At 45.9% G+C, this 25,670-nt stretch carries 21 protein-coding genes; 15 read left to right on the top strand and 6 right to left on the bottom strand.

Annotated elements, in window-relative coordinates; translation table 11 throughout:
• Nucleotides 1-19 precede the first annotated feature (19 nt).
• Complete coding sequence (locus KOD92_RS03580) at nucleotides 20-217, top strand: hypothetical protein (protein WP_215232134.1); 198 nt, start codon at nucleotides 20-22, stop codon at nucleotides 215-217.
• A 64-nt stretch (nucleotides 218-281) separates the two neighbouring features.
• Nucleotides 282-1,127: a HEPN domain-containing protein gene (locus tag KOD92_RS03575; RefSeq protein ID WP_215232133.1), complete on the top strand. Its 846-nt coding sequence runs from the start codon at nucleotides 282-284 to the stop codon at nucleotides 1,125-1,127.
• Nucleotides 1,128-1,153: 26 nt separating this feature from the next.
• On the opposite strand, the gene KOD92_RS27375 is transcribed toward KOD92_RS03575, so the two are convergent.
• A complete protein-coding gene (locus tag KOD92_RS27375; RefSeq protein ID WP_229254502.1) occupies nucleotides 1,154-1,255 on the bottom strand; it encodes an AraC family transcriptional regulator in 102 nt (33 codons plus the stop codon).
• A gap of 3 nt (nucleotides 1,256-1,258) precedes the next feature.
• A complete protein-coding gene (locus KOD92_RS03570) occupies nucleotides 1,259-5,350 on the bottom strand; it encodes a T9SS type A sorting domain-containing protein (protein ID WP_215232132.1) in 4,092 nt (1,363 codons plus the stop codon).
• Between the two features lie 238 nt (nucleotides 5,351-5,588).
• On the opposite strand from KOD92_RS03570, the gene KOD92_RS03565 reads away from it, so the two are divergent.
• The 4 genes from KOD92_RS03565 (at nucleotide 5,589) to KOD92_RS03550 (ending at nucleotide 11,973) form a co-directional block, all read left to right on the top strand.
• Nucleotides 5,589-7,076, top strand: a complete 1,488-nt coding sequence (locus KOD92_RS03565) for an amino acid permease (RefSeq protein ID WP_215232131.1) — start codon at nucleotides 5,589-5,591, stop codon at nucleotides 7,074-7,076.
• Nucleotides 7,069-8,712, top strand: coding sequence for a choline dehydrogenase (betA, locus tag KOD92_RS03560; RefSeq protein WP_215232130.1), 1,644 nt, complete (start codon nucleotides 7,069-7,071; stop codon nucleotides 8,710-8,712). Before KOD92_RS03565 ends, betA begins: the two co-directional genes overlap by 8 nt.
• Before the next feature lie 50 nt (nucleotides 8,713-8,762).
• A complete protein-coding gene (locus tag KOD92_RS03555; protein ID WP_215232129.1) occupies nucleotides 8,763-10,238 on the top strand; it encodes an SLC13 family permease in 1,476 nt (491 codons plus the stop codon).
• A gap of 703 nt (nucleotides 10,239-10,941) precedes the next feature.
• Nucleotides 10,942-11,973: a DUF4238 domain-containing protein gene (locus KOD92_RS03550; protein WP_215232128.1), complete on the top strand. Its 1,032-nt coding sequence runs from the start codon at nucleotides 10,942-10,944 to the stop codon at nucleotides 11,971-11,973.
• Nucleotides 11,974-12,107: 134 nt separating this feature from the next.
• On the opposite strand, the gene KOD92_RS03545 is transcribed toward KOD92_RS03550, so the two are convergent.
• On the bottom strand, nucleotides 12,108-12,329 hold the full coding sequence (locus tag KOD92_RS03545; protein ID WP_215232127.1) for a hypothetical protein: 222 nt from the start codon (nucleotides 12,327-12,329) through the stop codon (nucleotides 12,108-12,110).
• Nucleotides 12,326-12,841: a DUF6934 family protein gene (locus tag KOD92_RS03540; RefSeq protein ID WP_215232126.1), complete on the bottom strand. Its 516-nt coding sequence runs from the start codon at nucleotides 12,839-12,841 to the stop codon at nucleotides 12,326-12,328. Before KOD92_RS03540 ends, KOD92_RS03545 begins: the two co-directional genes overlap by 4 nt.
• 332 nt (nucleotides 12,842-13,173) lie before the next feature.
• Between KOD92_RS03540 and KOD92_RS03535 the strand changes: the two genes are divergently transcribed.
• From KOD92_RS03535 to KOD92_RS03520, 4 genes are all read left to right on the top strand, one after another.
• The gene (locus KOD92_RS03535) at nucleotides 13,174-13,461 is read left to right on the top strand and encodes a hypothetical protein (protein WP_215232125.1); all 288 of its coding nucleotides are present in this window, start codon (nucleotides 13,174-13,176) and stop codon (nucleotides 13,459-13,461) included.
• 134 nt (nucleotides 13,462-13,595) lie between these two features.
• Nucleotides 13,596-14,054: a hypothetical protein gene (locus tag KOD92_RS03530; RefSeq protein ID WP_215232124.1), complete on the top strand. Its 459-nt coding sequence runs from the start codon at nucleotides 13,596-13,598 to the stop codon at nucleotides 14,052-14,054.
• Entirely contained in the window at nucleotides 14,030-14,302 is a 273-nt protein-coding gene (locus KOD92_RS03525; protein ID WP_229254500.1) for a DUF3253 domain-containing protein, read from the top strand. Before KOD92_RS03530 ends, KOD92_RS03525 begins: the two co-directional genes overlap by 25 nt.
• Entirely contained in the window at nucleotides 14,299-14,766 is a 468-nt protein-coding gene (locus KOD92_RS03520; RefSeq protein WP_215232123.1) for an ester cyclase, read from the top strand. Before KOD92_RS03525 ends, KOD92_RS03520 begins: the two co-directional genes overlap by 4 nt.
• Before the next feature lie 107 nt (nucleotides 14,767-14,873).
• On the opposite strand, the gene KOD92_RS03515 is transcribed toward KOD92_RS03520, so the two are convergent.
• Nucleotides 14,874-15,863, bottom strand: a complete 990-nt coding sequence (locus KOD92_RS03515) for an alpha/beta hydrolase (RefSeq protein ID WP_215232122.1) — start codon at nucleotides 15,861-15,863, stop codon at nucleotides 14,874-14,876.
• On the bottom strand, nucleotides 15,829-16,773 hold the full coding sequence (locus tag KOD92_RS03510; protein ID WP_215232121.1) for a helix-turn-helix domain-containing protein: 945 nt from the start codon (nucleotides 16,771-16,773) through the stop codon (nucleotides 15,829-15,831). The genes KOD92_RS03515 and KOD92_RS03510 overlap by 35 nt, the downstream gene beginning before the upstream one ends.
• Before the next feature lie 284 nt (nucleotides 16,774-17,057).
• Here KOD92_RS03510 and KOD92_RS03505 point away from each other — a divergent pair, with 284 nt between their 5' ends.
• The 5 genes from KOD92_RS03505 (at nucleotide 17,058) to KOD92_RS03485 (ending at nucleotide 25,662) form a co-directional block, all read left to right on the top strand.
• On the top strand, nucleotides 17,058-17,615 hold the full coding sequence (locus KOD92_RS03505; RefSeq protein ID WP_215232120.1) for an RNA polymerase sigma factor: 558 nt from the start codon (nucleotides 17,058-17,060) through the stop codon (nucleotides 17,613-17,615).
• A gap of 12 nt (nucleotides 17,616-17,627) precedes the next feature.
• Entirely contained in the window at nucleotides 17,628-18,638 is a 1,011-nt protein-coding gene (locus tag KOD92_RS03500) for a FecR family protein (protein WP_215232119.1), read from the top strand.
• A gap of 315 nt (nucleotides 18,639-18,953) precedes the next feature.
• Nucleotides 18,954-22,322 (top strand): TonB-dependent receptor, encoded by a 3,369-nt coding sequence (locus tag KOD92_RS03495; protein ID WP_215232118.1) that lies wholly within the window; start codon nucleotides 18,954-18,956, stop codon nucleotides 22,320-22,322.
• A 21-nt stretch (nucleotides 22,323-22,343) separates the two neighbouring features.
• Nucleotides 22,344-23,897 (top strand): RagB/SusD family nutrient uptake outer membrane protein, encoded by a 1,554-nt coding sequence (locus KOD92_RS03490; RefSeq protein ID WP_215232117.1) that lies wholly within the window; start codon nucleotides 22,344-22,346, stop codon nucleotides 23,895-23,897.
• A 49-nt stretch (nucleotides 23,898-23,946) separates the two neighbouring features.
• Entirely contained in the window at nucleotides 23,947-25,662 is a 1,716-nt protein-coding gene (locus KOD92_RS03485) for a DUF6528 family protein (protein ID WP_215232116.1), read from the top strand.
• Nucleotides 25,663-25,670: the final 8 nt, after the last annotated feature.

Here is a 25,670-nt window from a genome sequence, read left to right as displayed (position 1 = left end):
TTACCAAAAAATCTTTGCTATGACTTATAAAATCGTTTGTCCAGTAGAAAACAATCAGGTGATCCTGACGCTTCCACCTGATTTTCGGAATAAGAAACAGGTTACCATATATGTTGACGATCAGATCGATGTCAAATCTCAGAAAATTGAAGCAATGAAAGCAGCTGCCAAAGACCCATTATTTCTTGCTGACATTGAAGAAATTCATGCTCAGTAGCGGAGTCCAAACGTATTACATTTATAAGCATTGAATACATTGTAACCTACCCAACCCACACTACATGAAAACCACCCTCACTCATCTCCCCGAAGACAAACAGGAAGAACTAAAAACCATCACTGAAATCATTCTGTCCAAAATTACCGCCGAAATGGTCATCCTTTTCGGTAGCCACGCGCGTGGCGATTGGGTGGAGGATTTTCAGGAAACCTACGAATATGTGAGCGACTATGATATTCTTGTAATTACAAAAGACAGAAAGGCTGCGAGAGGACACAAAAAGTGGCAGGATTTGGATAGGGAATTGGCAGCTCATCAAGACATTACCAAAGCCAATATTATTCAACATAGCGTTTGGTTTGTGAATGATAAGATTGAACGGAACTACTACTTCTTTATCGATATTTTGAAGGAAGGAGTTTTGCTTTTTGACTCCGGAAAATTTAGCCTATCTGAGCCAAAAGAGATGAAGTCGGAAGACAGAAAAGAAAAGGCAAAAGAGCAGTTTCAGCATTGGTTTGGTACTGCAAATGAATTCATAGATATCGACAAAGATTTAGAAAAAGGTCACTTAAAGAAAGCAGCATTTTTATTACATCAGGCAACCGAGAGATATTACGCAACCACCCTTCTCGTTTTCACAGATTACAAACCGAGAACGCACGACATTGAGGAATTGGGAAAACAAGTCGAAAAACTTCATCCCGACTTTGCAACTGCTTTTCCCAAAAATACAGCCGAGGAAGTGCGGTTATTTAAACTTCTTAAAAAAGCGTATATCGATGCACGATATGACATGAATTACAAGATCGAAAAAGAAGAATTGGAATACTTATCCGATCGTGTGAAATTGCTGAAAGATTTGACAGAGCGCATTTGCAATGAACGTATTGCGCAGTTTATATAGGAATAGAAAGCTCCTCAAATGTCAGTTTAGCATCCAGTACTCATTGGCGTACAGCCCACAAGCTGCCTGAAAAGCCCTGTGAAATGCTGCGGATACTTAAAGCCCAGATCATAAGCAACCTGGGCCACCAATCACTTTTTTACAAACCTTTCGGATGTACCATCAGCAAATTTGAGAATGTAAAGCCCGCTGGGGAGCGACTTTATATTGAGCTGTTGTTTGTTTGAAGTAATGTCAAGACTTTGAATGTGGCGACCGGTAATGTCATATAAATTAGCCCATGTTCTCAGCAATGCATTACTAACCTGGAATGTAACTATTTCACCTGCTGGGTTTGGGTAAATTGCATTTCGCTGGCCGTTTCCATTCAGTGAAATGATTTTGCTGTAAGTGAATGCTTCACCGAGTCCGTTCGCCGTGCGATCTGACATTTTCAGACGATAGTAAATGTTGCCTTCAAAGTTGTTTTGATCGTGGTAGCTGTAATGATGATCTCCACTGCCAGCTGCGTCCACTGTTGCAATTTTAATAAAGCTTTTGGCATCGCCGCTACGCTGAATTTCGAAATTGTCGGTATTGACTTCGTTCGTGGTGCTCCATTGAAGCAAATTGCTTCCAACTTCTTTGGTTGCATTAAAGCTGATCAAATTCAGCGGTAATGCAGTTTGTGTTGTTTTTACAAAAAATCCACTAAAACCAGTTACGTCAAAAGTTACTTCCCAGTATTGCGCGTCAGCATTCCACTCAATTTTACCATTGGCCTGAGCAGGTGTAAATGTGGAGATGTTGCCAGTGTAAGAGTTCGGCAGACCAGAACCATCATTACTTACTCCTGCACGCTTTTCAATGCGCAAATTGGCTTTGTTGTTTTCAGTGTCGGCTGCGTTGAGCGGCAGTTTAGTCGGGTTTACAGCATTAAAGTCATCGAATTCTTGCTGGGTAAAGAATAGGGTGATTTTGGATGAAGCGCCTGCCGGATTGTTTGAAGGAGTGATTTGGTAGTGTCGCTTAACAAAGTCCTTTGGCTGCGTGCTTTCTACCCAAACTTTTGCACTTACCGGGCCGGAGGCTGCGCCAGTTCCATTCAATACACCTCCCGGATTTAAATAGGCGATAAGCTGGCAGTCAGAGGAAGTCAAAACATAATCTCTTGCAATGTCAGTGGACGCTTCGTCATTATCACTGGCCAGTTCGCGACTTGCACCACCAAACTCGTATGCGCCCAGATCAACAATGTGCTCACGCAGCCTTGGGTTGCGATCAAGATCAGCGGTAATGGCAGAAATTTCCGGGCTCTGGCCTTCCTGAAAATAATTAAAACCTGCATTTACGGCCGGGCTGCAAGGCTGCAAACGATAATTTCCGTCGGCGGCATTTACAAAAAGCGGATCGATGTTCGCAGTTGCTGGACCGCCAGGGACAGGGTCTTTCTGGACGAGGCTAAATTGGACATCGAGCTTAGATCCGACTTCATAAATGCCAGAATTATTCCCATGAACAATGCTGTTATAGAGCAGTGGCGATACATTGCCTTGATTGAATATGCCGCCTCCCTGGCCAGAAGCAGTATTGCCTGCAATTGTGCAATTGATCATGCTTGCAGTCGCGTTGTCAATGAAGACTCCTCCGCCATTAGCATTGCTTGTATTGTTACTGATTAAACAGTTGATCAGCCTTGGAGAGCCGCCAGCTATCAGCATACCACCGCCTGGCGAGTTTGAAGTATTGCCGCTAAAAGTACAATTAACCAACACTGGTGAGGAGTCGGTAATATACATACCTGAAAAGTTATTTCCGGTGACCGTCAGGTTAGCCAGCATCGGAGACGATCCGGAACCGTTCTGAATGGCAGGGGCACCGTTTGAACCGGTGATTGTAAAGCCGTCCAGTACAGCGGCGCTTGTCAGCGTAAGCCCGAAATGGATGAGTACCCCAGGCCCATTATTACCACTTAGGGTACTTATATTAGCTGTTACGGACAGGTCCCGCTGGTTCAGACTTGTTTCATTACCTGCGAAACCTCCATAAATTTTCACACCTTCTTTCATGCTAAAACGCGGGCCGCTCCCAGGGATATACGTGCCGGCAGCTACCCAAACGTGCTCGCCGCTGGATGCTGAATTAATGGCTAGCTGCAAATCGCCGAGCGGGCAACCCCAGCTTTTTCCTGTTCCGGTTCCACCTTGTCTTACATACCATACACCGGCAATGCCTGCATCCGGTCCATTACCCTGGTACTCAGAAGCACCCAGATCCACAATTCCATCGTTATAAAAGCGTTCTCTCCCACCGAGGTCTTTGGTGATTTCCGATAGAGCTGGGATTTGGATGTCGTCGTAAAAGGCGTTGTTGCCCGTGTTGATCGCGGGACTGCAACCAGATAATCGGTAACTATCAACTAAATATAGTTCCTCGTCACCTTTAAGGTTATGACGTGCTGGGTCTGTATCGTTTAGCCCTTTTACATAGCTATATCTAATATCAGCAGCTGCGGAATTGACCATACCCATCTGATTTCCAAGGATAATACTGTTTCGAATCTTGGGAGATGAATTGCCATTGTTCACCATACCTGTCGTTGGTAATGAAGAAACACTGTTGATTGTAGCGTTGAGAAGTACAGGAGAAGAGGAGTTATTGAGTATTGCTGTACCTCCTCTGTTAGTAATCAGGCAGTTTATCAGGATTGGAGACGAAGAGTTATTTTCCATCATTATATGACCTCCTCCCACCCCAGGACCGACGATGACTACATTGACAAATGTAGGCGATGAGGACGAGTTGCGGACGATATTGTACAGCCCCGTTAAAGTAAATCCATCCAGTACAGCAGCGTTGGTAAGTCCGCCTGTATTATTCATAACCAGACCTGCCTGGGAACGGGCGTATAGATTACTTGTATTTCCGCTCGATAAATCACGTGCCCCACGAGATAATTCAGTTCCGGCAAAACCACCATAGATTCTGACACCTTCTCTCATCTGAAAGCTTCGTGTGTTGTCTTGATCCACTGCGCCCGTGTATGAACCACCTGATACCCAGACTTCATCGCCTGGATAGGCAGCATTGATGGCAAGCTGCAAATTACCAAGTGCGCAGTCCCAGCTTTTTCCTGATCCAGTTCCACCTGGTTTCACATACCAAACACCGGCAACAGTGGTAACCTGTTCATCCACCTGGTACTCAAAAGCGCCCAGATCAACAGTGCCTTCTTTATAGAAGCGTTTGTCACCCCCGAGGTCTTTGGTGATTTCGGATAGCGCTGGTATTTGGCCGTCACTGTAATAGGAGTTGTTGCCCTTATTAATTCCGGGACTGCAAGCTGTCAGCCGGTGATTAACTAAATATGCTTCCACGCCGCCTGAAATATTATGGTGTGTGGGGTCTGTATCGTTTATTCCTTCTACCTGGCTATATCGGATAATAGCACTTCCCGGATTGACCATGCCAGTTTGACTTCCGAGAATGATACTGTTAAGAATCTGGGGAGACGAATTGTCGCCGTTAAACAGACCTGTCGTAGGTTGCAACGGATCCTTGGTAATCGTGCAATTGACAAGTATAGGAGAAGAGTTTTGGTTGGCCATCCCAATACCTCCTCTATTAATAAACAGGCAGTTTATTAAGGTTGGAGATGAATAAGAATTGTACATCATATTGGTAGAGCCTCCTACCAAAGGACCAGCTAATTCAACGTTAACAAAGATGGGCGATGAGTTCTCATTCACAACGAGGGAGCTATTGTTTCTTCCTGATAGCGCGAATCCGTCCAGTACGGCAGCGTTGGTCAGACCACCACCTGTGTTATGCATAATAAAGCCTGCGTTGGAAAGGGTGTATAGAATACTTCTATTGCCACTTGCCAAATCACGCGCCGCGCGGGTCAATTCGGTTCCGGCAAAACCACCATAGATCCTGACGCCTTCTTTCATCTGGAAAGCGCGTGCATAATTTTGTTCCACCGAGGCGGTGTATGAACCTGCCGCCACCCAGATTTCATCGCCCGCATTGGCAGCATCTATGGCGGCTTGCAGGTCTGCGTTCGCATTAGCCCAGGAAACAGTACCATCGCCAGTCCCATCTGTTTTTACGTAAAATACCGATGCAAATACACCGGACGAAGTGCCTATAAAAAACAGGAAAATCAACCAGTAAATGGCGACACGGGAAAAGGCAAAATAGAAATTGGACCTACTTTTTGAAGAAAGTAAAGTTGAATGCATACAGGAAAGAAGCAGAGGAGTTTACGAGTTTTTGTAAAGTACCGGGTTTCATTTGATAAAACCGTGACGTATATTCTCAGCTGTGCGCTATATTTTTTGCTGCCTTATTTCAAGCGTTAGGCAGGCCAGCATGCACCATAAGTTTAGTAAAGGTTTACAAATCGGGCTGACTGTTAAGTATATATTGGTCGCTCTCCATTTTATGTAGTAATAGTGAAGTAAACCCTATAAAACTAATATGAAGGATTTCCGAGCAGACGATAAGTCCGACCTGGCCAGTTTTGGTTATCGGCAGGAATTAAAACGCTCGATGGGCAGCTTTTCCAGTTTTGCTGCCGGTTTCTCCTACATTTCTATTCTTACGGGGCTTTTCCAGATGTTCCATATGGGTTACGGCGTTGCCGGTCCCGGATTTTTCTGGACATGGCCGTTTGTACTGGCTGGTCAATTGCTGGTGGCGCTTTGCTTTGCTGAACTGGCTTCCCGCTTTCCATTGTCTGGCGGCGTTTATCAATGGGCGAAATTCACAGGTAACCCATTCCTGGGATGGATGACTGGCTGGATTTACCTGGCTTGTCTCATTGTCACCCTTGCTGCCGTGGCGATGGCATTACAAGTCAGCTTGCCGCAGATTTCAAGTGCTTTTCAGGTGATAGGAACGTCAGATGATGCAGAATCGGTTGCTATCAACGGCATTTTACTCGGATCGATTCTGATTGCTATCAGTACGCTGGTCAATGCCAAAGGCATTAAGCTGATGGTGCTGATTAATAACATTGGTGCGATTGCAGAACTGATTGGGATTGTGCTTTTAATTATTCTGCTTTTTCTAAACCGGGTAAGATCTCCCGTCGAGGCGGTTGTTGACATTGAACAAATCAAATCTGTGGGCAGCTCTTTTCCTGATTTGAAGATTTTTCTGGCAGCCACCGCATTGACAGCCTCTTATGTTTTGTACGGTTTTGATACGGCAGGAACATTGGCCGAAGAAACCCATAACCCGCGTACAAAAGCACCCCGCGCCATTTTGCAGGCATTGTTAGCAGCCGGCACTGCGGGATTACTCGTATTGCTTTTCGCGCTCATGGCAGTGCCGGACTTCAATATGCCGGATCTGGGAAATATTCGCGGCGGGTTACCCGGTTTGGTCAAATCAGTCCTGGGGGAAACTACGGGAAGTCTGTTTCTTTGCTGCGTTATTTTCGCCATTACGGTGTGCACTTTGGCAGTTCATTCCGGGGCAGTCCGGTTAATGTATGCGATGGGGCGCGACGGTTATTTGCCTTTCAGCAAATCTTTATCAGCAGTTTCCTTAAAAACCCAAACGCCCGTTTTAGCAACGCTCATTTGTGGTTTGGGAGCGATCATCGTTTTGGCAGTTAACATTCAATTTCCCAATGTTTTTGCCTTAGTAACTTCAATTGCCATACTCTGGGCCAATCTGGCTTACTGGATCGTGGTGGCACTTCAACTCAAAAACAGGTTAATGTCAGCTCGCGGCGATAGCGATACGAACGCCAGATTTGACTTGGGCAAATGGGGCTTACCGATTAACATTCTTGCGCTCGTTTGGAGCACATTTATGGTGGTCAATGTCTCCTGGCCGCGGCCCGAAACGTATGGTTTAGAATGGTATCACCAGTATTCCGCATGGATGTACACGGCTGGTTTAATCGTGATCGGAATTTGCATTTATTATTATAAGTCATTAAAGGACAATGGATAAAAATTTTGACACGATCATCATTGGTGGTGGGTCGGCAGGTTGTGTACTGGCGAATAGGCTAAGTGAAGATCCCAACCATAAAGTGCTGGTCATTGAGGCGGGGAGAACGGATTCCTGGTGGGATATATTCATCCATATGCCGGCAGCGCTGACTTATCCGATCGGCAGCAGATTTTACGACTGGCAATACCAATCCGAACCCGAGCCGTTTTTGAATAATCGGCAGGTGTATCATGCACGTGGGAAAGTGCTTGGCGGTTCCAGCTCCATTAACGGAATGATTTTCATCCGCGGTAATCCAATGGACTACGAAAAATGGGCAAAGGACCCTGGAATGGAATCCTGGGATTATGCCCATTGTTTGCCTTATTTCAAAAAGTCCGAAAACAGAACTGCCGGAGTCAATGCCTGGCGTGGTGGCGGCGGACCCCTGCATTTGGAGACCGGGCCCGCTACGAACCCGTTGTTTCAGGCATTTTTCAATTCAGCCAAACAAGCAGGTTATCCGCTAACTGATGATGTGAATGGATTCCAGCAGGAAGGTTTTGGGAAGTTCGACCGCAATATCAAAAACGGAAAGCGCTGGTCGGCTACCGATGCATATTTGCATCCGGTTTTGGGAAAACGCAAAAACCTGGAAGTGATCTGTGACGCACTTACAACCAGAATTCTGTTTTCGGGAAAGCGGGCTGTGGGCGTGGAGTTTTTGAAAGGAAATACTTTGCACAAGGCTAATGCAGCGGAAATTATCTGCTGCGGAGGCGCCATTAATTCTCCCCAGGTGCTTCAATTATCAGGAATAGGAAACCCTGAAACATTGAAGGCGGCGGGAATAAATCCGCTGCACGACCTGCCGGGTGTGGGCCAGAATTTACAGGATCATCTTGAAGTATATATTCAATATGCCTGCAAAAAGCCGGTTAGCGTATATCCGGCGCTGAAATGGTATAACAAGCCGCGCGTAGGTCTGCAATGGATGCTTTTTCGCAAAGGACCGGCGTCGACCAACCATTTTGAGGGAGGCGGATTTATCAGAAGCAATGAAACCGTTGCTTACCCGAACCTTCAATTTCATTTTCTGCCTGTGGCGATCCGTTACGATGGCAGTTCTCCATCAGGCGGTCACGGCTATCAGGTGCACGTTGGACCGATGAATTCGGATGCCCGCGGATCTGTCCTGATTAAATCTTCCGATCCAAAGGAAAAACCAGCCATTCGATTTAATTATTTGTCGACGGATAAAGATCGGAAGGAGTGGGTGGAGGCGATCCGCTGTGCCCGGAATATCCTGAACCAGTCAGCATTGGGTGAATTCAACGGCGGCGAGCTCTCTCCCGGGCCTGGCGTGGAGACCGATCAGGAGATTCTCGATTGGGTCAGACGTGATGCTGAAACTGCGCTGCATCCATCCTGCACTTGTCGCATGGGCACGGATAGCATGTCTGTGGTGGATCCGCTCACGCTGCGGGTGCATGGGCTTGAAGGTTTGCGCGTCGTGGATGGCAGTGTGATGCCGTATATAACCAACGGTAACCTGTATGCACCCATTATGATGATTGCCGAAAAGGCAGCCGATATCATTTTAGGCAAGCAGCCACTCGCACCTGAAAAAGCTGATTTTTATCAAAAGCCTTAATGCATCGCAACAACATTACTGACCTCCTTTATACTCTTAACTGAACCTCCTTGAAACCTGCCCAATTTGCTGCGCTGCTTGCCGGACCGGCTGCGTTTTTTCTTGTCCTGTTTTTCGCTGACTTAAATCCCGGGCATCCCGAAGTGACCAGAATGGCCGCGGTAACCGTATGGGTGGCCATTTGGTGGCTCACCGAAGCAACTGACCTCGCCGTAACGGCCTTACTGCCTTTCATACTGATGCCGATACTGGGCATAGCCGATTCGCAAACGGTTGCGGCGCAATACATGGATCAGACTATCTTTTTATTCATCGGAGGCGTGCTGCTGGCATTCGCTATCGAACGCTGGAACCTGCACCAGCGGATTGCATTGTCCATTTTGTCAAAACTTGGGGCGAATCCAGCCACTATGCTTGGCGGCGTGATGGTCGCTACTTTTTTCATTTCCATGTGGGTGTCCAACACGGCCACCGTCATGATGATGCTCTCTGCGGTGCTGGGCATTATTGTTCAGGTGGAAAAACATAACATTTCTGCTGCGCAAAAAAATGCGATCGCCAAGGCAATGCTGTTGGGGCTTGCATATGCGGCTTCCATCGGCGGCATGTCCACATTGGTGGGAACGGCAACTAATCTTGCATTCTACAAAATATATTTGGATGCTTACAAAGATGCCGGTGATATGAACTTTGTCAGCTGGTTTGTCCTGGCATTTCCCGTTGCAGTAATGCTGTTGGCCGCAGCGTTTTTCATTCTTAAATTCACATTTCTCCGTCAGGCAAAAAATGTTGTTTTCGACCGCAGTTACTTCGTTGCCTCTCTACGACAATTAGGCAAAATGGCTTTTGAAGAAAAGGTCGTATTTGCAGTTTTTGTAATTACCGCATACTTGTGGTTTGGCCGTAAAGACATTGATTTCGGATCTTTTCATTTAAAAGGCTGGGGCCGACTTTTGGGAACACAGGCATCGTTTATTACGGACAGCACGGTGGCCATTGTCATGGCCGTTTTACTATTTCTGATCCCCTCGAAAAATGAAAAAGGAAAAATGCTGATGAGCTGGGAAGAAGCCAAGAAACTTCCGATTGGCATCATCCTCTTGCTGGGCAGCGGTTTTGCTTTGGCCAAAGGCTGCGATCAGTCGGGGCTAAGCACCTGGCTGGCACAGGAACTGCTATTTTTAAAGGATGCGTCGCCGGTTTTTATCATCGCCGGCATGTGCGTTCTCATTTGTGTCATCAGCGAACTCGCTTCCAATGTTGCCTGCATACAATTGGTGTTACCGATATTAATAGCCATTCAAAAAGTAACCGGCCTCCCACCATTAATGCTCATGGTTCCCGCCACAATGGCCGCCTCACTCGGTTTCATGCTCCCCGTAGCCACGCCGCCCAACACCATCGTCTTCGGAAGCGGCCGCATCCGCGCGGCTGACATGCGCAACGCCGGGTTGCTGCTTGATGTCGCGGGGATTGTGATTATTACGGTGGCGTCGTTGATTATTAGGGTGATTGTTTGGGAGTGAAGGTTTTTCCATCGGTTTCAGTTACTCGAAAATTTCGAATAACTGAAACTTGCTCGTGTATAGAACGTGTGTACTTCTGGTTGATTTGGAAAATAATGACTTGGAAATTGTTTCACATTGATGTGGTTTATAGAGCCATCTAGCAATTAATCTAGACTTCTATATGGAGTATAAAATGCTGTTAAGGAAAAGCTGATATTCGTGTAAGTGCCTGTTTATAAAAACATTATAAAACTGCTACAAGCTGTGGCAGTTTTGCTTTGAGGAGAAAATTTAATGTTGATCAACATTGTGAAAAATTAATTCTCAGATTGAATTCTTTATCATTGAAACACTGAGCAAAGGTTGGTGTTGAGTGAATTGAATGGGAGTGTAAGATGCTTACGGTATTAAATCTTTCAGGATTCATTTACCTGTTTCTTTTGGTTGATATATTCCTGTCTCAAAGCTTTCAAAGAGCGCTCAAAACTATCATGAAGATTCATCGACTTTGTTGAAGATGGATCAGCGAGCCGTGAAGAAGACTTCAATTCCTGAATGCTTTTATATTTGGCTGACCGGTTCATGAGCATTTCCGTTCACTGGGAATGATGAAAAATACGAATGTTATCCAAAAAGTCAAAGGAAACTGCCAAATGTCTTGATAAGGCAAAATCGTTGTTATATAGTATATTGATGCTGTACTTCAAAAGTATTAAGACATATGTCAGCAGCAGAATTCCGCAAGAACAATCACTATCTATCACAAGGCTATCTCAAACGCTGGGAATCTTCTCCTAATAAGGTTTTTGTTTATCGTAGATTGGTCTCACGTGAAAATATACCCGTTTGGAAAGAGGAAAGCATCAAAAAATTCGCTTATCAGGAACATCTCTACACTCGAAAGTCAAATGGTATTGAAAGTGACGAAATTGAGCGTCGCTTTGCAAATGAATTTGAATTCCCGGCAGAATCCTGCATTCAAAATGTAGTGAATGAAGATCGGCTTACTCCTGATGATTGGCACAAATTGGTTCGATTCTTGGCGTTACATGATCTCCGAACACCGTCGCGACTTATTGAACACTTGAAAACATTTCCGGAAACTGTGCCAGCAATAATTGAAGGAGTTCTAGCTCAAATTCCTAGGCTATTGGAAAATCAGAATCAAAATGTGAGCGATACTTCTAGCAATAAATTAAAGGCAACTCTTCCATTAAAAATAACTACCGAAATAAAAGATGGAGAAGAATTTGGGATCTTAAAAGTTGAGACAACACCTGGGCGACAATCTTGGTTGTCCTTAATGGAACATCAATTGGATGATACTGCCCAAATCCTGCATCAGCATACATGGACTATCATGCATCCCGCAAAAGGTATGAGTTGGATAACCTCAGACAAGCCTGTCATTCGCTTAAATCTCCACGAGCGAGGAAAATATAATTTTAAGGGCGGCTGGGGTAACAATGGTTCCAAAATACTAATGCCGCTTAGTCCAGAACATATGCTTTACGCGTGTGTCGGCAACAAACCGCCGCAACGCGGCACTAGATTTTCTGTTGAACAAACCAAACTTTTACGTCGCATGATTGCTGAGCATGCCCATAGATATGTGTTTGGAAAAAATGCAGATGATGAGGTTCCTTCATTTGTTCCAAGACATGTTAATGCTCAAAGGTTTGAACAAGAGAAGGAGCAATGGGACCGATGGCATTCGGAACAGAATGAGTCAGAAGATTTTTTTCTAACATAGCTGAAATCACATAGCCTGACATGGGATGTAATTCTCTCACCACTCGCGAAAGTTTTGGATCGACTAGATTGCTGAAAAAGAGTGTAGCCCGTGAAATTGATATACGCGGCTGCAAGCAGAATTCGGCGATCTGCCTAGTCTTTTAGCGGAAGTGGATTTTTATCGAGAAAATGGCCCATATCTTCTGCCTGCTCCAAAAATAAATCCGGCATCACAAAAGGCTTGGTGTAAGATACTTGATGCGCTGGCTTGGCATGTGTGTACCCAGAGGCAAATACCACCTTTTTTTCTACTCCTTGTTTTTTTGTCGTTTGAGTCGCCATGTTGCCCTCTTTGTTGATTATCAATGTAATCATCTTTTCAAATTTAACGAAAATGCGTCATAATTGGTGCTTTTTGTGAACGGAACCCATTCGCCCTTCCAATCAGGCCAATTTCCCTCAATTTCACCCTCCGTGTTTTTGACAGCTTTAAAGCCTTCAATGTGATACCGCTGTGCCAGATATTCGTAGTACTGGTTAATGCCCATTTGATATAAGCGCGTTCGTAAACGCATTTCGAACTCATTGGAACCTTCCTTCTTCCTGACCGAACCAGTGGCTAAGAGCTTTATTTCAGGGTGGTTATCAATGTATTCGAGTGCCTTTTTAGCGACTGTCGCCAGGATCAGGTCCCGGTCACCGTTATTGACCGAGATTTTGTCGTCGATCTTGTTGGTCTCACGATCCCAAACTCCAAAGCCAAGATTGTATTCATTAACTCTCTCAGGGAGTTTGACAATAGCGATCAACATATTGTGATTTCCTTTACTATAAAACTGAAAGGCGTTTTCGGCATAGGCGACGGTATCGTAACTCGGAAGGTTCATGCATAGTGTGTCTAGAGCGCAAAGCTATGGAAAAAACCTTCCTATTATTTTCTCTTTAATGCTACTAAATCTCCAACATCGAAGCAACTTTCTCTTCATCAATCTTATTTTCATAAAGTCTTACCGTTAGTTCATTCCCTCACCACCCATTCAAATTTTCTTCTATATTTGCCACGCAAACTTTGAAATTTAAATATAGAGCCAATGTTAAAACATGGGAAAAAATGGCCTTGGAGAGGCATACGGGTGAAAGTCCCGAAACCTATCAAAGTTGGCTCTTTGACAAAGTTTGCGGTGACCTCTCCTTATCTAATCACACTTACCCATTTTTTATGCAAACTTTGGATGGACCAGGTGTTAGCTCAAATGTACATTCAGCTAACCCCGCGGCCGATGCACGTCACGCATCAAATGTTGGCGATCCGCTGACAGAGTCACAAGCCGAGTTTTGGTATCTAATCGAATGTCAGGGCTGCAGGGAGCTGGCGCATTCGCTCAAAATGATCCACGATCTGGCGCTTTATCACTCGGATATCCCGTTTGATCAGAAAGAAAAGTCAGCTCTCTTTGACCTGAAAGTGCTTTGGGAAGGGCTCGAACAAATGGGCGCAAAGGCTTAGAGATTTGGGGACTGTTGGCGACAGTCCTTTTTTTGTTTATTTCGTCGACCATTCATGGCTTTCCGTCGACGGTCAGAACAAAAAGACCACTGCCTGGATTATCATATCGAATGGTTCATTAATCACAAGATAACATGCCGGGTAAGACAATCATAAGCAGCGACTGGTACGCCGATCAACAACTCATTATCACACAAATCAGTGGCGACGTGACAAAACAGGACGTGCTACATTGGGAGCAAACATTAAATGCTGCGCTGGATCGGGTGGCGGATTCAGGCGTTTTCAAGATCTTCGTAAATATGCATGGTTTTAATGCGAAGGACCTCGATGTGCACAAATATTTTCGCAACATTGTTCCACTCACGCTCGCACGTTACGGCTGGAAAGTCGGCTATGTAGCGATGTTTCCCGAAGAGGCTGAAAAGATGGTCATCACCAGGAACAGGAATATCCAATGCATCGCAGCTTCGCATTGCCATCATGATGCCACAAAAATGGACAAATACGAATCATTGTACAGCAGCGACAGGGAACACTTTTTTACGGATTCCAGACTTGCCAATGCATGGATACAAGGGTTGACAAGATAAACATGCAGCACTACGAGAAAATAGCAACAACCATCCTAGCCACTGCCATTCACCGCGGCGCAGAAAAAAGCACCTGTCCTTCCGAAATTGCACGCATGCTGTTTCCTGAGGACTGGCGGAAACATATGACCGATGTACGGGAGGTGGCAATTGATTTACATAAAAAAGGTAGCGTAGCAATAACACAAAAGGGAATACCGGTCGATGTTAACAATATCAAAGGGCCGGTCCGCATTAAAATTATATGAACATTAGAAATAAAACGATGGAGCAAAATAGTACAAATGAAGAACCGCTTTCGCCAAAAGAGGTTGTACGCCTTTTTCTTGATGAGGTCCGTTCGGGGCGTTTTCCTGAAAAAGCGCATGTATATATGGCCGACACGGTGATTGCCCATCAGATCAATTCAGAAAACCCGGTAAGTATTCAGCGAACACCTGAAAATTACGCTGAGCACGTGCGAGACTTTCTCCGCATGTTCGGACAATTTGATTTCAAGGTCACAGAGCTTTTGGCAGAAGATAACAAAGTGTACGCACGCTGGGTACAGACTGGAAAACACCTCGAAGAAATGAACGGCGTCAAACCAACCGGTAAACCTCTCATCGAGTTTACAAGCGCGGTTTATCGGATTGAAAATGGAAAGATCGTCGAGTACTGGCTGCAAAACGACCGGCTTGGAATGGAAATGCAGCTGCGGGAGAATCAATGACTCCCGCAGGTAAAAATAGAAATGAAGAGAATGCAGTATTGAGATAGTGCGGGGGCAAGTCAAATCTTATCATTGCCAAATTCAAATTGGCAGGCTGGTTTTGCTCATCAGTTCAACACACTTCCTATCGTGCGCAGCAACAGTTCATCCGCTAATTCTAGTTCTGCGGAGCCGGGAGGTAATCCTAATAAACAATGAATCTGTCCTGGAAAGCAATGGCTCCATACCTGAACTCCGGCCCGCTGCAACCGTTCCGCATATTTTTGGCCTTCATCTCGAAGTGGGTCAAACTCTGCCGTGAGTATTAATGCCGGTGGTAAACCGCTCAGATTTTGTCGGTTAATAGGACCGACTTCCGGATTGTTGAGATCTTCGTTCGGTGCGTAAGCCTCGATCGTATATTCACTAAACGCTTTCGTCTGGAAATATCCCGAAGCGTATTGCTGGAATGATTTGTAGCGGGCATTGTTCCGTGCATTGTCAGTGGAAGGGCAATTGAGCACCTGCAATTTTATATGCCCGGATATTCCGTCGATCAGTGCTTTTTGGCAAACTACCGCTGCCAGGTTTCCGCCGGCACTCAATCCTTCGACAACAATCTTCGCCGTATCGCCTCCAAACGTTTGACCATAAGCGCTTATCCATTTGAAGGCATTATATGAATCATCGACCGCAGCAGGGCAGGGGTGTTCCGGCGCGATCCGGTAGTCGACTGCAACAACGATAGCCTTGAAAGCTTTCGCTTGGCGCCAGCACTCGTATTGCATAAACGGCAACAAAGGGGTTACAAAACCGCCCGGATGGTAGTAAATAATAATCGGTAAACCGGTTGTATGCAACGGATTAAAAACCTGAATTGGAATACTATCAGAGGTGACCTTTAGTATTTGCATATCTCCTTGTGGAAATGGGCTCACAGGAATCCGTATGTCTCTTATTTTCTCCACGGAAGCAGTAGGGGAGCCAGGTAAGTCGCGCAGAACCGTTTTCAATGCGTGCGCTACGCGGGGATCGAGCCGCCCTGTGTTGCAGGTTTGCGCCTGTACAACAGAAAGTGAAATACTAAATGCCAGGAGTATGGGGACTAACGTTTTCATCTTTCCAGTTTTTTTGTAAATGTGGAACATTTACAACTTTGGCTGGTGGTAAAAACGCGACAAGTTCCGCTGTCAATGATGAATCCTGTAAACCAAAACTGCGTTCAGGTGCGTCGTTTTCTTCGCTCATATAAATCGTTGGCTTGACTCCTGCCAAATCTTTGAAGTCCCGCGCCAAATGCTGGTAATCATGGTATTTGCAATAAAGCGCAATGCTAAACCAATCCAGGCCTGGATGATTATATTTCATACTGAAAGCTTTCGTCATCCTGGCAATACGTGTAAATAGCTTGGGACTGATACCCATTCGCTGCTTGAACAAACGCTCGAACTGGCGTGGACTGAAACAGCTGGCCTGGGCCAATGCGAGCACAGAAGAGTCTTCCGGGCGCTGGATCATTAGATTTGTAACGGCATCAATAGCATGGGTATCTCTCGTAATATTCGTGGTAAGATTCAATAGCAGTTTTTCAATAATGCCAATCATTTCCTGTGGAGATTCTGCACTGTTAAGCCTTTCGTTAACCCTCCTTATTTCTTTTGGTAAAATATCTTCTGCGTCAATAAATGAATTGGTTAATTCTGTAAACGGCATCCCTATTAAACGATAGAGCACGCCTGGCTTTAAATTGACCAGCAGCACACAGAATTCCGGGCCGTTCAGGTGACGGTTGGTTCGCTGCGAGTATTGGCCGATAATGGCTGAGCGTGGGCGCTCAATCATCGTATTGGTAACCAGATTTTCTTCTGATTCACTTCCCCGCGGAAAAAATGCCAGCGTCTGTTCCGGGCGTGGAGCGTAAGGTTTGAAGGGAATGGAACTGCCGTCACTAAAAGTAAAATGCCGTAGTTGATAGCTCTGCACGAAGAGCCGTAATTGTGGTTGTGGAATAAATTCTTGACAGATCATCAGAAAATGAATTTAGTGGCCTACGGGCAGCAGTATACTACACTTCAATGTATCCATAAATAGCCACTAAATATGCATGTTGAGGCAGCAGATAAGTATCAAATGCGACATCCTTTGTCTGTCTAATAACGTCTTTGATCAATTGCGGAAAGAGACCAAAGTGTATGTGGCCCCAGCTGTGAAACTTGGTCGGTTTATTAACTGATCGTAGGTTTGAAAAAAAACTAAAAAAAAATTAGGGATTGCAGCTCTTAGGTGAACCTTAGGGAATAACGACGAATCAGATGTCCTATACAGATCTGGCTGACGAAATGTTGGTTGATTTAATGAAAAGTGATGACGCGGATGCCTTTAAGATAATTTATCAAAGGTATTGGCGGCAGCTTTACGGTTTTGTATATCAGCAGTTAGGTTATAAGGAGGATTCAGAAGAAGTGGTCCACGATCTGATGTTAAGCTTATGGCAGAACCGCAAGCATTCTCAAATTCAACATTTAAGGATTTACCTTTTTATCGGGGCACGGAACCTGACGAATAAGTTAATCAAATCACACATTAACCTGCGGAAGTACCGGGAATATCAGCTGCTACACCAGGTCTTCGAGTTCAAAGATTCGGAAGATATTTTCAAAGCGAACGACTTGACGAACGCAATAGAAAAAGTACTGAAAAAAATGCCGGAAAAGACGGCGACCATATTCCGCATGAGCAAGATCGACGAGATACCCGTCAAAAAAATCGCTCTCAAAATGGATCTGACAGACAAAGCCGTCGAGTATCACATTACCAAGTCCCTCAAAATGCTCCGGCAGCATTTGCAGGGCTTTCACTCAGATAATTAATCTCCCGGTTTGATGACACACCATGAATTTGATATCCTTTCGGAGAAGTACCTGGCAGGAAATTGCTCGCCGGAGGAAATCGCTATGTTGGAAAAATGGTCGGACCTGCATTACGCGGAACGTGATACAAGTCGCCCATTTGCAACCGAGCCGGAGGCCGCAGAGACAGCGCAACTGCTTTGGGACAGAATTGAGTCTGCTGCATTCGTGCCTAAAAAACGGGTTAGGCTGCTCAATAAATGGCTTTGGGCCGGAGTAGCAGCCTCTTTTGCACTACTGATCTCGGTTTTTTACATTAATAAAGGAGTTGTGCCGCAGCAAGCTTCGGGCATGCCAGTTAAGGGAATTGAGACTAAAAATATAGGTCATTCGCAGCATAAAGTCACCTTGCCGGATGGCAGCGTGGTGATACTGGCCGAGAATGCAAGCCTTGTTACTGAGGAAAATTACGGAAAGAAAACCAGGACAGTTTATCTGACCGGCGAAGCATTTTTTGACATTAAACGCAATACCCGAATGCCGTTTCTGGTGCATAGCGGCGATCTGGTGACCGAAGTACTCGGCACGAGTTTCCGGATCAAGCCGCAAACCGGCAGCACCACCATCGAAGTATCGGTAAAATCAGGACGGGTTTCAGTGTTTGCACCTGATCCTGGTGATGGCAAAAAGAAAAACGGGGTGATCATCACGCCCAATCAAAAGGTTTTGTATGACACTAAAAGCAAGACGATCCGGCAGGATATCGTCGATGCGCCCGAGGTAATACTGCCGCATCCGACAGTTTCGGACTTCCAGTTCGAAGAAACCACGATCCGGAAGGTATTGGCGATGATGCAAAACGCATATGGAGTTGAAATCCTGATTGGCAATCCGATTCTGGAACAATGCGCCTTTACCGGCGATTTGAACGGGCTTACGATGTACCAGCAGCTGGAAATGGTTTGCGGCGTTGTGGATGCACAATACGAGATTCGTGGGACAACGATTTTTGTCACGGGAAGCGGCTGTGATGCAACCAAATAAATGCGAGATCAAATGAACCGGTTGCATTCATCCACTACAAGACAATAGTTTGAATTCTTAAAATAATGACGATAACCCGGTAATACGGGGATAATATTGACAAACCAACTTTGTAACCTTTATTCACTTAAACCCTCCTTTCCTTATTTAAAAAATTCCTAAACCCTTTAAAAGTTGCCCCCAACAATGAAAAGCCGGCAATACGTCAATATTGCCGGCTAACAAGAGTACATCACTCAAACGTCAATTTGAGGCCATGACACTTATGGAAATGTACCAGTTGAAGTCCTGTCAAAACTTAAAATTTGCCAATTTATGCACAAAAATTTACAGATTCCAGCCCCTGTCTGGAACACAATGAAAATGTCATTTCACCAGATTCTCATCATTTTACTTTTCTGCGGGTTCTCCTACGCCCGTGAAGCCGAAGGCCAGGAAATCCTCAGCAAGCCCGTTTCCCTGGAAATGGAGAATGTAAAACTTAAAAGGGTTCTCCAGTCGATCGAAAGTCAGACCAACGTGCGCTTTGTGTATAGTTCCAGTGCGGTTGATATCAATCAAAAGGTGAATATCAAGGCTACAAACAGAAACCTGGATGCGATTCTGAAAGAGCTTCTCAAGCCGATATCGGTCAGCTACGTTGTCTCTGAAAACCGGATTTTACTCAAGAACGAAAAAAAGGAAGAAAAGGCGCCCGCAGGCAGCCCTACCGGATTCATTCCATACACGCTGGACCAGACTATTTCGGGAACGGTAGTGGATGAAACAGGAGCTGGCCTACCCGGCGTCAGTGTGTTGCTGAAAGGCACCCAGCAGGGAACCACAACCGATGTCAATGGAAAATATCAGATTGTAACGAAGAATGCTTCCGACATTCTGGTGTTTTCGTTTGTCGGATATTTAACGCAGGAAAGCATAGTTGGTAGCAGAACCACGCTGGATATCACGCTGAAACCGGACACCAAAGCCCTGGAAGAGGTGGTAGTGGTGGGCTACGGAACGCAGAAAAAAGTAAACCTGACCGGCGCTCTTTCCATGTTGGACATGAAAACCAAGGAAAATACACCTGTAACTAATGCCAGCCAGGCACTTCATGGTGTATCAGGGTTATGGGTCAACCAATCGGGATCACGGCCCGGGGCTGATAACGCGACCATTCGCATCAGGGGTGTAGGTACGACCAACAACAGCAACCCGCTCGTTTTGGTAAACGGTATGGAGTATGATATGAATGAGGTTAACCCTAATGACATCGAAACCATTACCGTTCTTAAAGATGCATCAGCTGCCATTTACGGGTCGCGTGCTGCAAACGGGGTTGTTTTGATCACAACGAAAACCGGAGTAGCAGGCAAAAACAAGATCAGCTACAACTTTTCGTACGGTATCCAAAGCCCGACGATGATGCCCGACGTGATCTGGGACCCGATCCAGTATATGCAGCTCAAAAACCAGGCATTACGCAATGAAGGCAAAACAGTAGTTGATTATTCGGATGCTCAAATTGAGCAGTACCGGGCCGGTATGGCTACGAATCCCTATGCTTACCCCAACATCAACTGGTTCGACCAGGTGATGAAGAACGGCTCGCTCAATCAGCACCATCTTCAATTTTCAGGAGGGAGTGATAAAATGCTTTACAAATTGTCGCTGGGATACATGGACCAGAAGGGTGTGCTGATTGCAAATGACAATGCAAAACGCTATTCAATCGATCTGAACCTGTCTTCACAAGTGGCAAAAAACCTGCGGGTTGGAGCCAATATCATCGCCAATTACAGAAAATCCACCGAACCTGCTGACGCAACTTCGGGATACTTCGGTTCCCTGATGCGGGTCTTACCTATCTTCACGCCGTATGTTGAGGACGGAAGGTATGGCAACACGGTATTCCGTACCCCTGGACGTAACCTGATCGAAAACCCAATGAAATTGGTCAGGGAAGGTTATCGTAAGCCTACCGTTCAGCGGATTTTTGCCAAGCTTTTTGCTGATTATCAACTTCCGTATGATATCAAATACAGCGTTAACCTGGGTATCGACAAGCTTGATAATGTCGAAAGACGTTTTAATTCAAGGGTAAATACCTACGATCCACTCACGCTGGCAGTGATGAACTATGGGCAGACGGTTTCTTACAATGGCAACATAAGCAATCTGAACCTGAATTTTTTCCAGACACTTTCCTGGGATAAAACATTTGCAGGCAATCACCACTTATCTGCATTGGTTGGAACAAGCTATAATGATTTTGACAACAGCTTGTTCAACGCAAGCATAGAAAACCTCTCCGGAAACACGCTCACTGACCTGAAAGCAAGTTCATTGAACCCGGTAATAGGCGGCGAGGTAACGCGCGATAAGCTTACTTCCTTTTTTGGAAGGGTAAATTATGATTTCAAGGAAAAATACCTGCTTGAAGCAGTAATAAGATATGATGGTTCTTCGCGTTTCGGCCAGAATAATCGCTGGGGGGTGTTCCCGGGTCTTTCTGCCGGATGGCGCATTGACCAGGAAGGCTTCTTTGACTCCAACGTTATCAATCTGTTGAAGCTCCGTGCCTCGATCGGGAAGCTGGGTAACCAGGCTGTGCCGCTTTACAGTTACCTCAATGTGGTAAGCCTGGGCAGTGATTATTCATTTGGTAATGTCCTTCAGCCAGGTGCTGCCTCCACATCTTACAACGATCCGAATATTTCGTGGGAAACAACCACTACCTATAACGCAGGGTTGGATGTAGACGCCTGGTCTGGCAAGCTTTCCGGTGAATTTGAAGTTTTCAAAAAACGGACTTCAGGTATTTTACGCCAGGTTGCCATCCCTTCTCAGGTGGGTGCATTGAACGGCCCTCAAAGAAACATAGGTGTGGTGGATAACACAGGTTTTGAGGTTACGCTCAGCCATAGAAACCGGATTGGTGCTTTTAAATACGAATTACGTACAGGCGCCAGTTACGTAAAAAACAAGGTTGTCGACCTGAATGGTGAAACTGTTATCACCGGAAGAAGAATATACAAAGAAGGTTACCCGCTGGACGCTTACTATTTGCTGCAAAGCGATGGGATTTACCAGACGCAGGAAGAAGTAAACAACAGCGCCAAGGTGAGCAACGCAGTAAAACCGGGTTACTTGAAATATAAGGATATGGATGGCAATGGTACCATCAATGGTGACGACCGTATTATTACCGGCTCGTCCATTCCAAAATGGAATTACAGCTTTGCGATAAACCTGACTTACAAACAGTTTAGCCTCAATACTTACTTCCAGGGTGTGCAGGGAATCAATATTTATCCTACTGCTAACCTGGCGTATCCCGTCAATAACGGTGCCGGACTCACCAAGGAATGGGCGACCGATGCGTGGACACCGCAAAATACGGGCGCAAAGCTACCTATCCTGACCACGCCGCAAGGCGCTTCGGAAAACTACCAGGCCTCAACTGCCTGGCTGAGAAGCGGATCTTACCTGCGTGCCCAGAACATTCAGCTTAACTATGCTTTTCCTGAGAAATGGATTTCAAAAGCATCTATCAGCAAGCTGAACCTGTTTGCCAATGTTCAGAACTTCTTTACTTTTTCCAAGTATAAAGACTCTGATCCTGAACGTAATATCACCGCCGATAACCTTTATGATTATCCGATGCTGAAGACCGTAAGCTTTGGCCTGAACGTTACTTTCTAACCTACCCTTAAAAAAGATATTATGAAAAAGATAATCTGCGTTTTTACGCTCAGTCTGTTTATGGCCGGTTGCGGAAACGATATGTTGAATGTGCAGCCAAATGACCGGTATACTGAGGAAACCTTCTGGACATCTGAATCCAATGCCACCATGGGGCTTACCGGCTGTTATGCTGTGTTACGCAATGCAGGCATATTTGGTGGAACCGCGACTCCGCTCTGGGAGGAAACCGCGACACCGAATGCATATAACTATGACAACTCCGGAGGCTGGAATGTGATCGGGGCCGGTACCCAGACAGCCAGCAATTCAGCAATCATCACCAGCAGATGGGACGACGCCTACCGTGGAGTAGGACGTTGCAATTCGCTTCTTGCAAAAATTGATGCCGTATCCATGGATGCTGCATTGAAAAATCGCATGAAGGGCGAAGCAACCTTTTTGAGAGCATTGTATTATTCTACGCTTGCAAACTACTACGGTGGCGTGCCGCTGATCCTCGACCAGCCGGACCCGGCTGCCCAGTCGGAGCTGCCACGGAATTCGCGGGAGGAAGTAGTACAGCAGGTACTGAAAGACCTGGACGCAGCGATTGCTGTGCTTCCGGTAAAATACTCCGCTGCTACTGACATTGGAAGGGCTACCAAGGGTGCTGCGCTGGCTTTGAAAGCGAAAGTGCTCCTTTTCGAAGCAAGCCCGTTAATCAACACCTCAGGAGACGCTGCTAAATGGAAGCTGGCTGCCGATGCCGCCAAAGCGGTGATGGACCTTCCCGGAACCGGCTACGCACTTTTTCCAAACTACCGCGGGTTGTTTCTTCCAGCAAATGAAAATAGCAGCGAATCGATCTTTGACGTTCAGTTCATGGCGCCCCAGCTCGGCAGCTCTTTTGACCTGATCGGCCGCCAGTACAATACCAATGCACCCGTGCGTGACCTGGTAAATGCCTATCTGATGAAAGACGGGCTGCCCCAGTCTCAGTCGCCTTTGTATGATCCGGCCAGTCCGCACGACAACCGCGACCCGCGTATGTACCAAACTATCGTGTATCCCGGCGATATGTTCCAGGGCCAGCTGGTTACCCCAGCCCGATTTGTAGTAACCGGATATGGTACCAAGAAATACACCATTTATGACAAGGAAGCCAATAGCAATAACGTTCAGGAAAGCCGCTCGGAGATTAACTATATGTTAATCCGTTATGCGGACATATTGCTGATGTATTCCGAGGCGCAAAACGAAGCTTTGGCCGCGCCTGACGCTTCATTACTGGACGCAGTAAACAAAATACGAGCTCGCGCAGGCATGCCACTCGTTGCTGCAGGAAAGACCAAAGCCGAAATGCGTGAGATAATCCGCCTGGAACGCCGCATTGAATTTGCGGGCGAAGGGCTGTATTACACGGATATCCGCAGATGGAAAACTGCCGAAGTGGTACTTAACGCGCCCGTTCTTACTTACGACGCAAAACCCATTATGAGCCGCACATTCAATGCCCAGCGGGATTACTGGTGGCCTATCCCGGATGTACAGCGTGACAGAAACCCTAAACTAGATCAAAACATTGGATACTAAAACTGCGAAAAACATGGGTTCAGGCCTTTTGAGAATGAAATGCCTTGTAATGCTTACCGTGTTTGCGGCAGGCTATCTTTCTCAACCTTGTTTGGCTCAGGGTAAAAAAAGAATTCCGGAAAGCTGGAAGCTGGGAACAGCTTCCGGCCTGTTCCCGGATTTGACTCCTGAGACATTGAAAGAAGTTAAAGCGAGCGGCATTGAGCATATTGAAGTTAACTGGAAACCGGAACTCGTAAATGGTACACCGGCGGAACGCCTGGCCTTCGCGAAGGATTTTCATCGTAATGCTAGAAAAGCGGGTCTTGTAATCTGGTCGACACATATACCTTACGGCAAAAAGTTTGACCTGGCGGAAACTGATCCTGAGAAGAGGCCAGACATTTTGCGCAATGCCAAGGAATACATCGACCTGGCAATGGAAATGAAGGTCAAGCAAATTGTGATTCATCCGAGTACCGAGCCAATTCCGGATTCGGAGCGGGCGGCAAAGATAGCGGCCTGCCGGGAGTCGCTGAAAGAGCTTTCAGTGTACAGCAAGAAAAAAGGTGCTTCGCTTAACATCGAATGCCTTCCCCGCACCTGCCTGGGCAACACAAGCAAGGAGATCCTGCAAATATTGGACGGTATTGATAACATCGGTATCTGTTTTGATTCCAACCATTTATTGAAAGAGACTCCCCAGGATTTTGTAAAGGCGGTGAATAAACGGATCCGTACAGTTCACATTTCCGACTATGATAATGTAAACGAGCGCCACTGGCTGCCTGGGAAGGGTATCATCGATTGGAACGAAGTCATCTCAGCGCTCGTCGAAGTCGGATATAAAGGCTCGTTCATGTACGAGGCTGTGAAGAAGGCCGACAACAATTACAGCTTTAAAGATTTAAAGCCCAATTACGAATCTTTGAAAAAAGCGTGGATCAATCAGGAATACGCGCAATCCATTCCGCCAAAGTCATTTCTCGTTTGCGGGGATAGCAAGATCCTGATCGTGCATTACAACAAGTCCCGTGACAGCATTCCTGAGATCATTTGGAGCTGGGATGCGCATCTGGCAAAAGATCTTCCGGAAACTTTCAGAAACAGAAAGTTCAATTCGACCGATGATTGCAAGGCTATCAACGATGGAAAACAAATACTGATTTCATCGTCCTCAGGTGCGATTGCAATCCTGAATGTGTCCGATAAAAAAGTCGTTTTCTATGCCGAAGTACCTAACGCACATTCCGTTGCAATTCTCCCAGGTAACAAGATAGCAGCTGCTGCCTCGACGCACGCGAATGGAAACAAGATCATGCTTTTTGATATCAAAAAACCCAACGAGCCGCTTTTTACGGACAGCCTGTATTCAGCTCACGGGGTTGTGTGGGATGCTAAGCGAAAGAGTTTATTTGCTTTGGGATTTGATGTTTTAAGGGAATACAAAATAGTAGACGGAAAAAGTCTCAGCTTGAATGCACACTGGAAAATCCCTGGCGAAGGCGGGCATGAGCTGGGGCTTACCTCAGATGAGAATACCCTTTTTGTGACGGAACACACGGGTGCCTGGACCTTCAATCTTAACAATCATCAGTTTACCAAGATCAGCGGTTTTCCCGATGCAGAGAATATTAAAAGTCTGAACCGTGATAGCGCTGGCCAGTACATTTTCACTATCCCTGAAAAAAGCTGGTGGACGTATCATGTACGATTCCTTAGGCCGGAACGGAGTTTTGCATTCCCCGACATGAAAGTTTACAAAGCACGCTGGTTTTATCAGTAAATTTTGCC

Origin of the sequence: Dyadobacter linearis (assembly GCF_907165045.1) — a bacterium.
Classification (GTDB): Bacteria; Bacteroidota; Bacteroidia; order Cytophagales; family Spirosomataceae; genus Dyadobacter; species Dyadobacter linearis.
The sequence above is the reverse complement of the archived record's forward strand: the minus strand, read 5'-3'. Positions and strand labels throughout refer to the sequence as shown.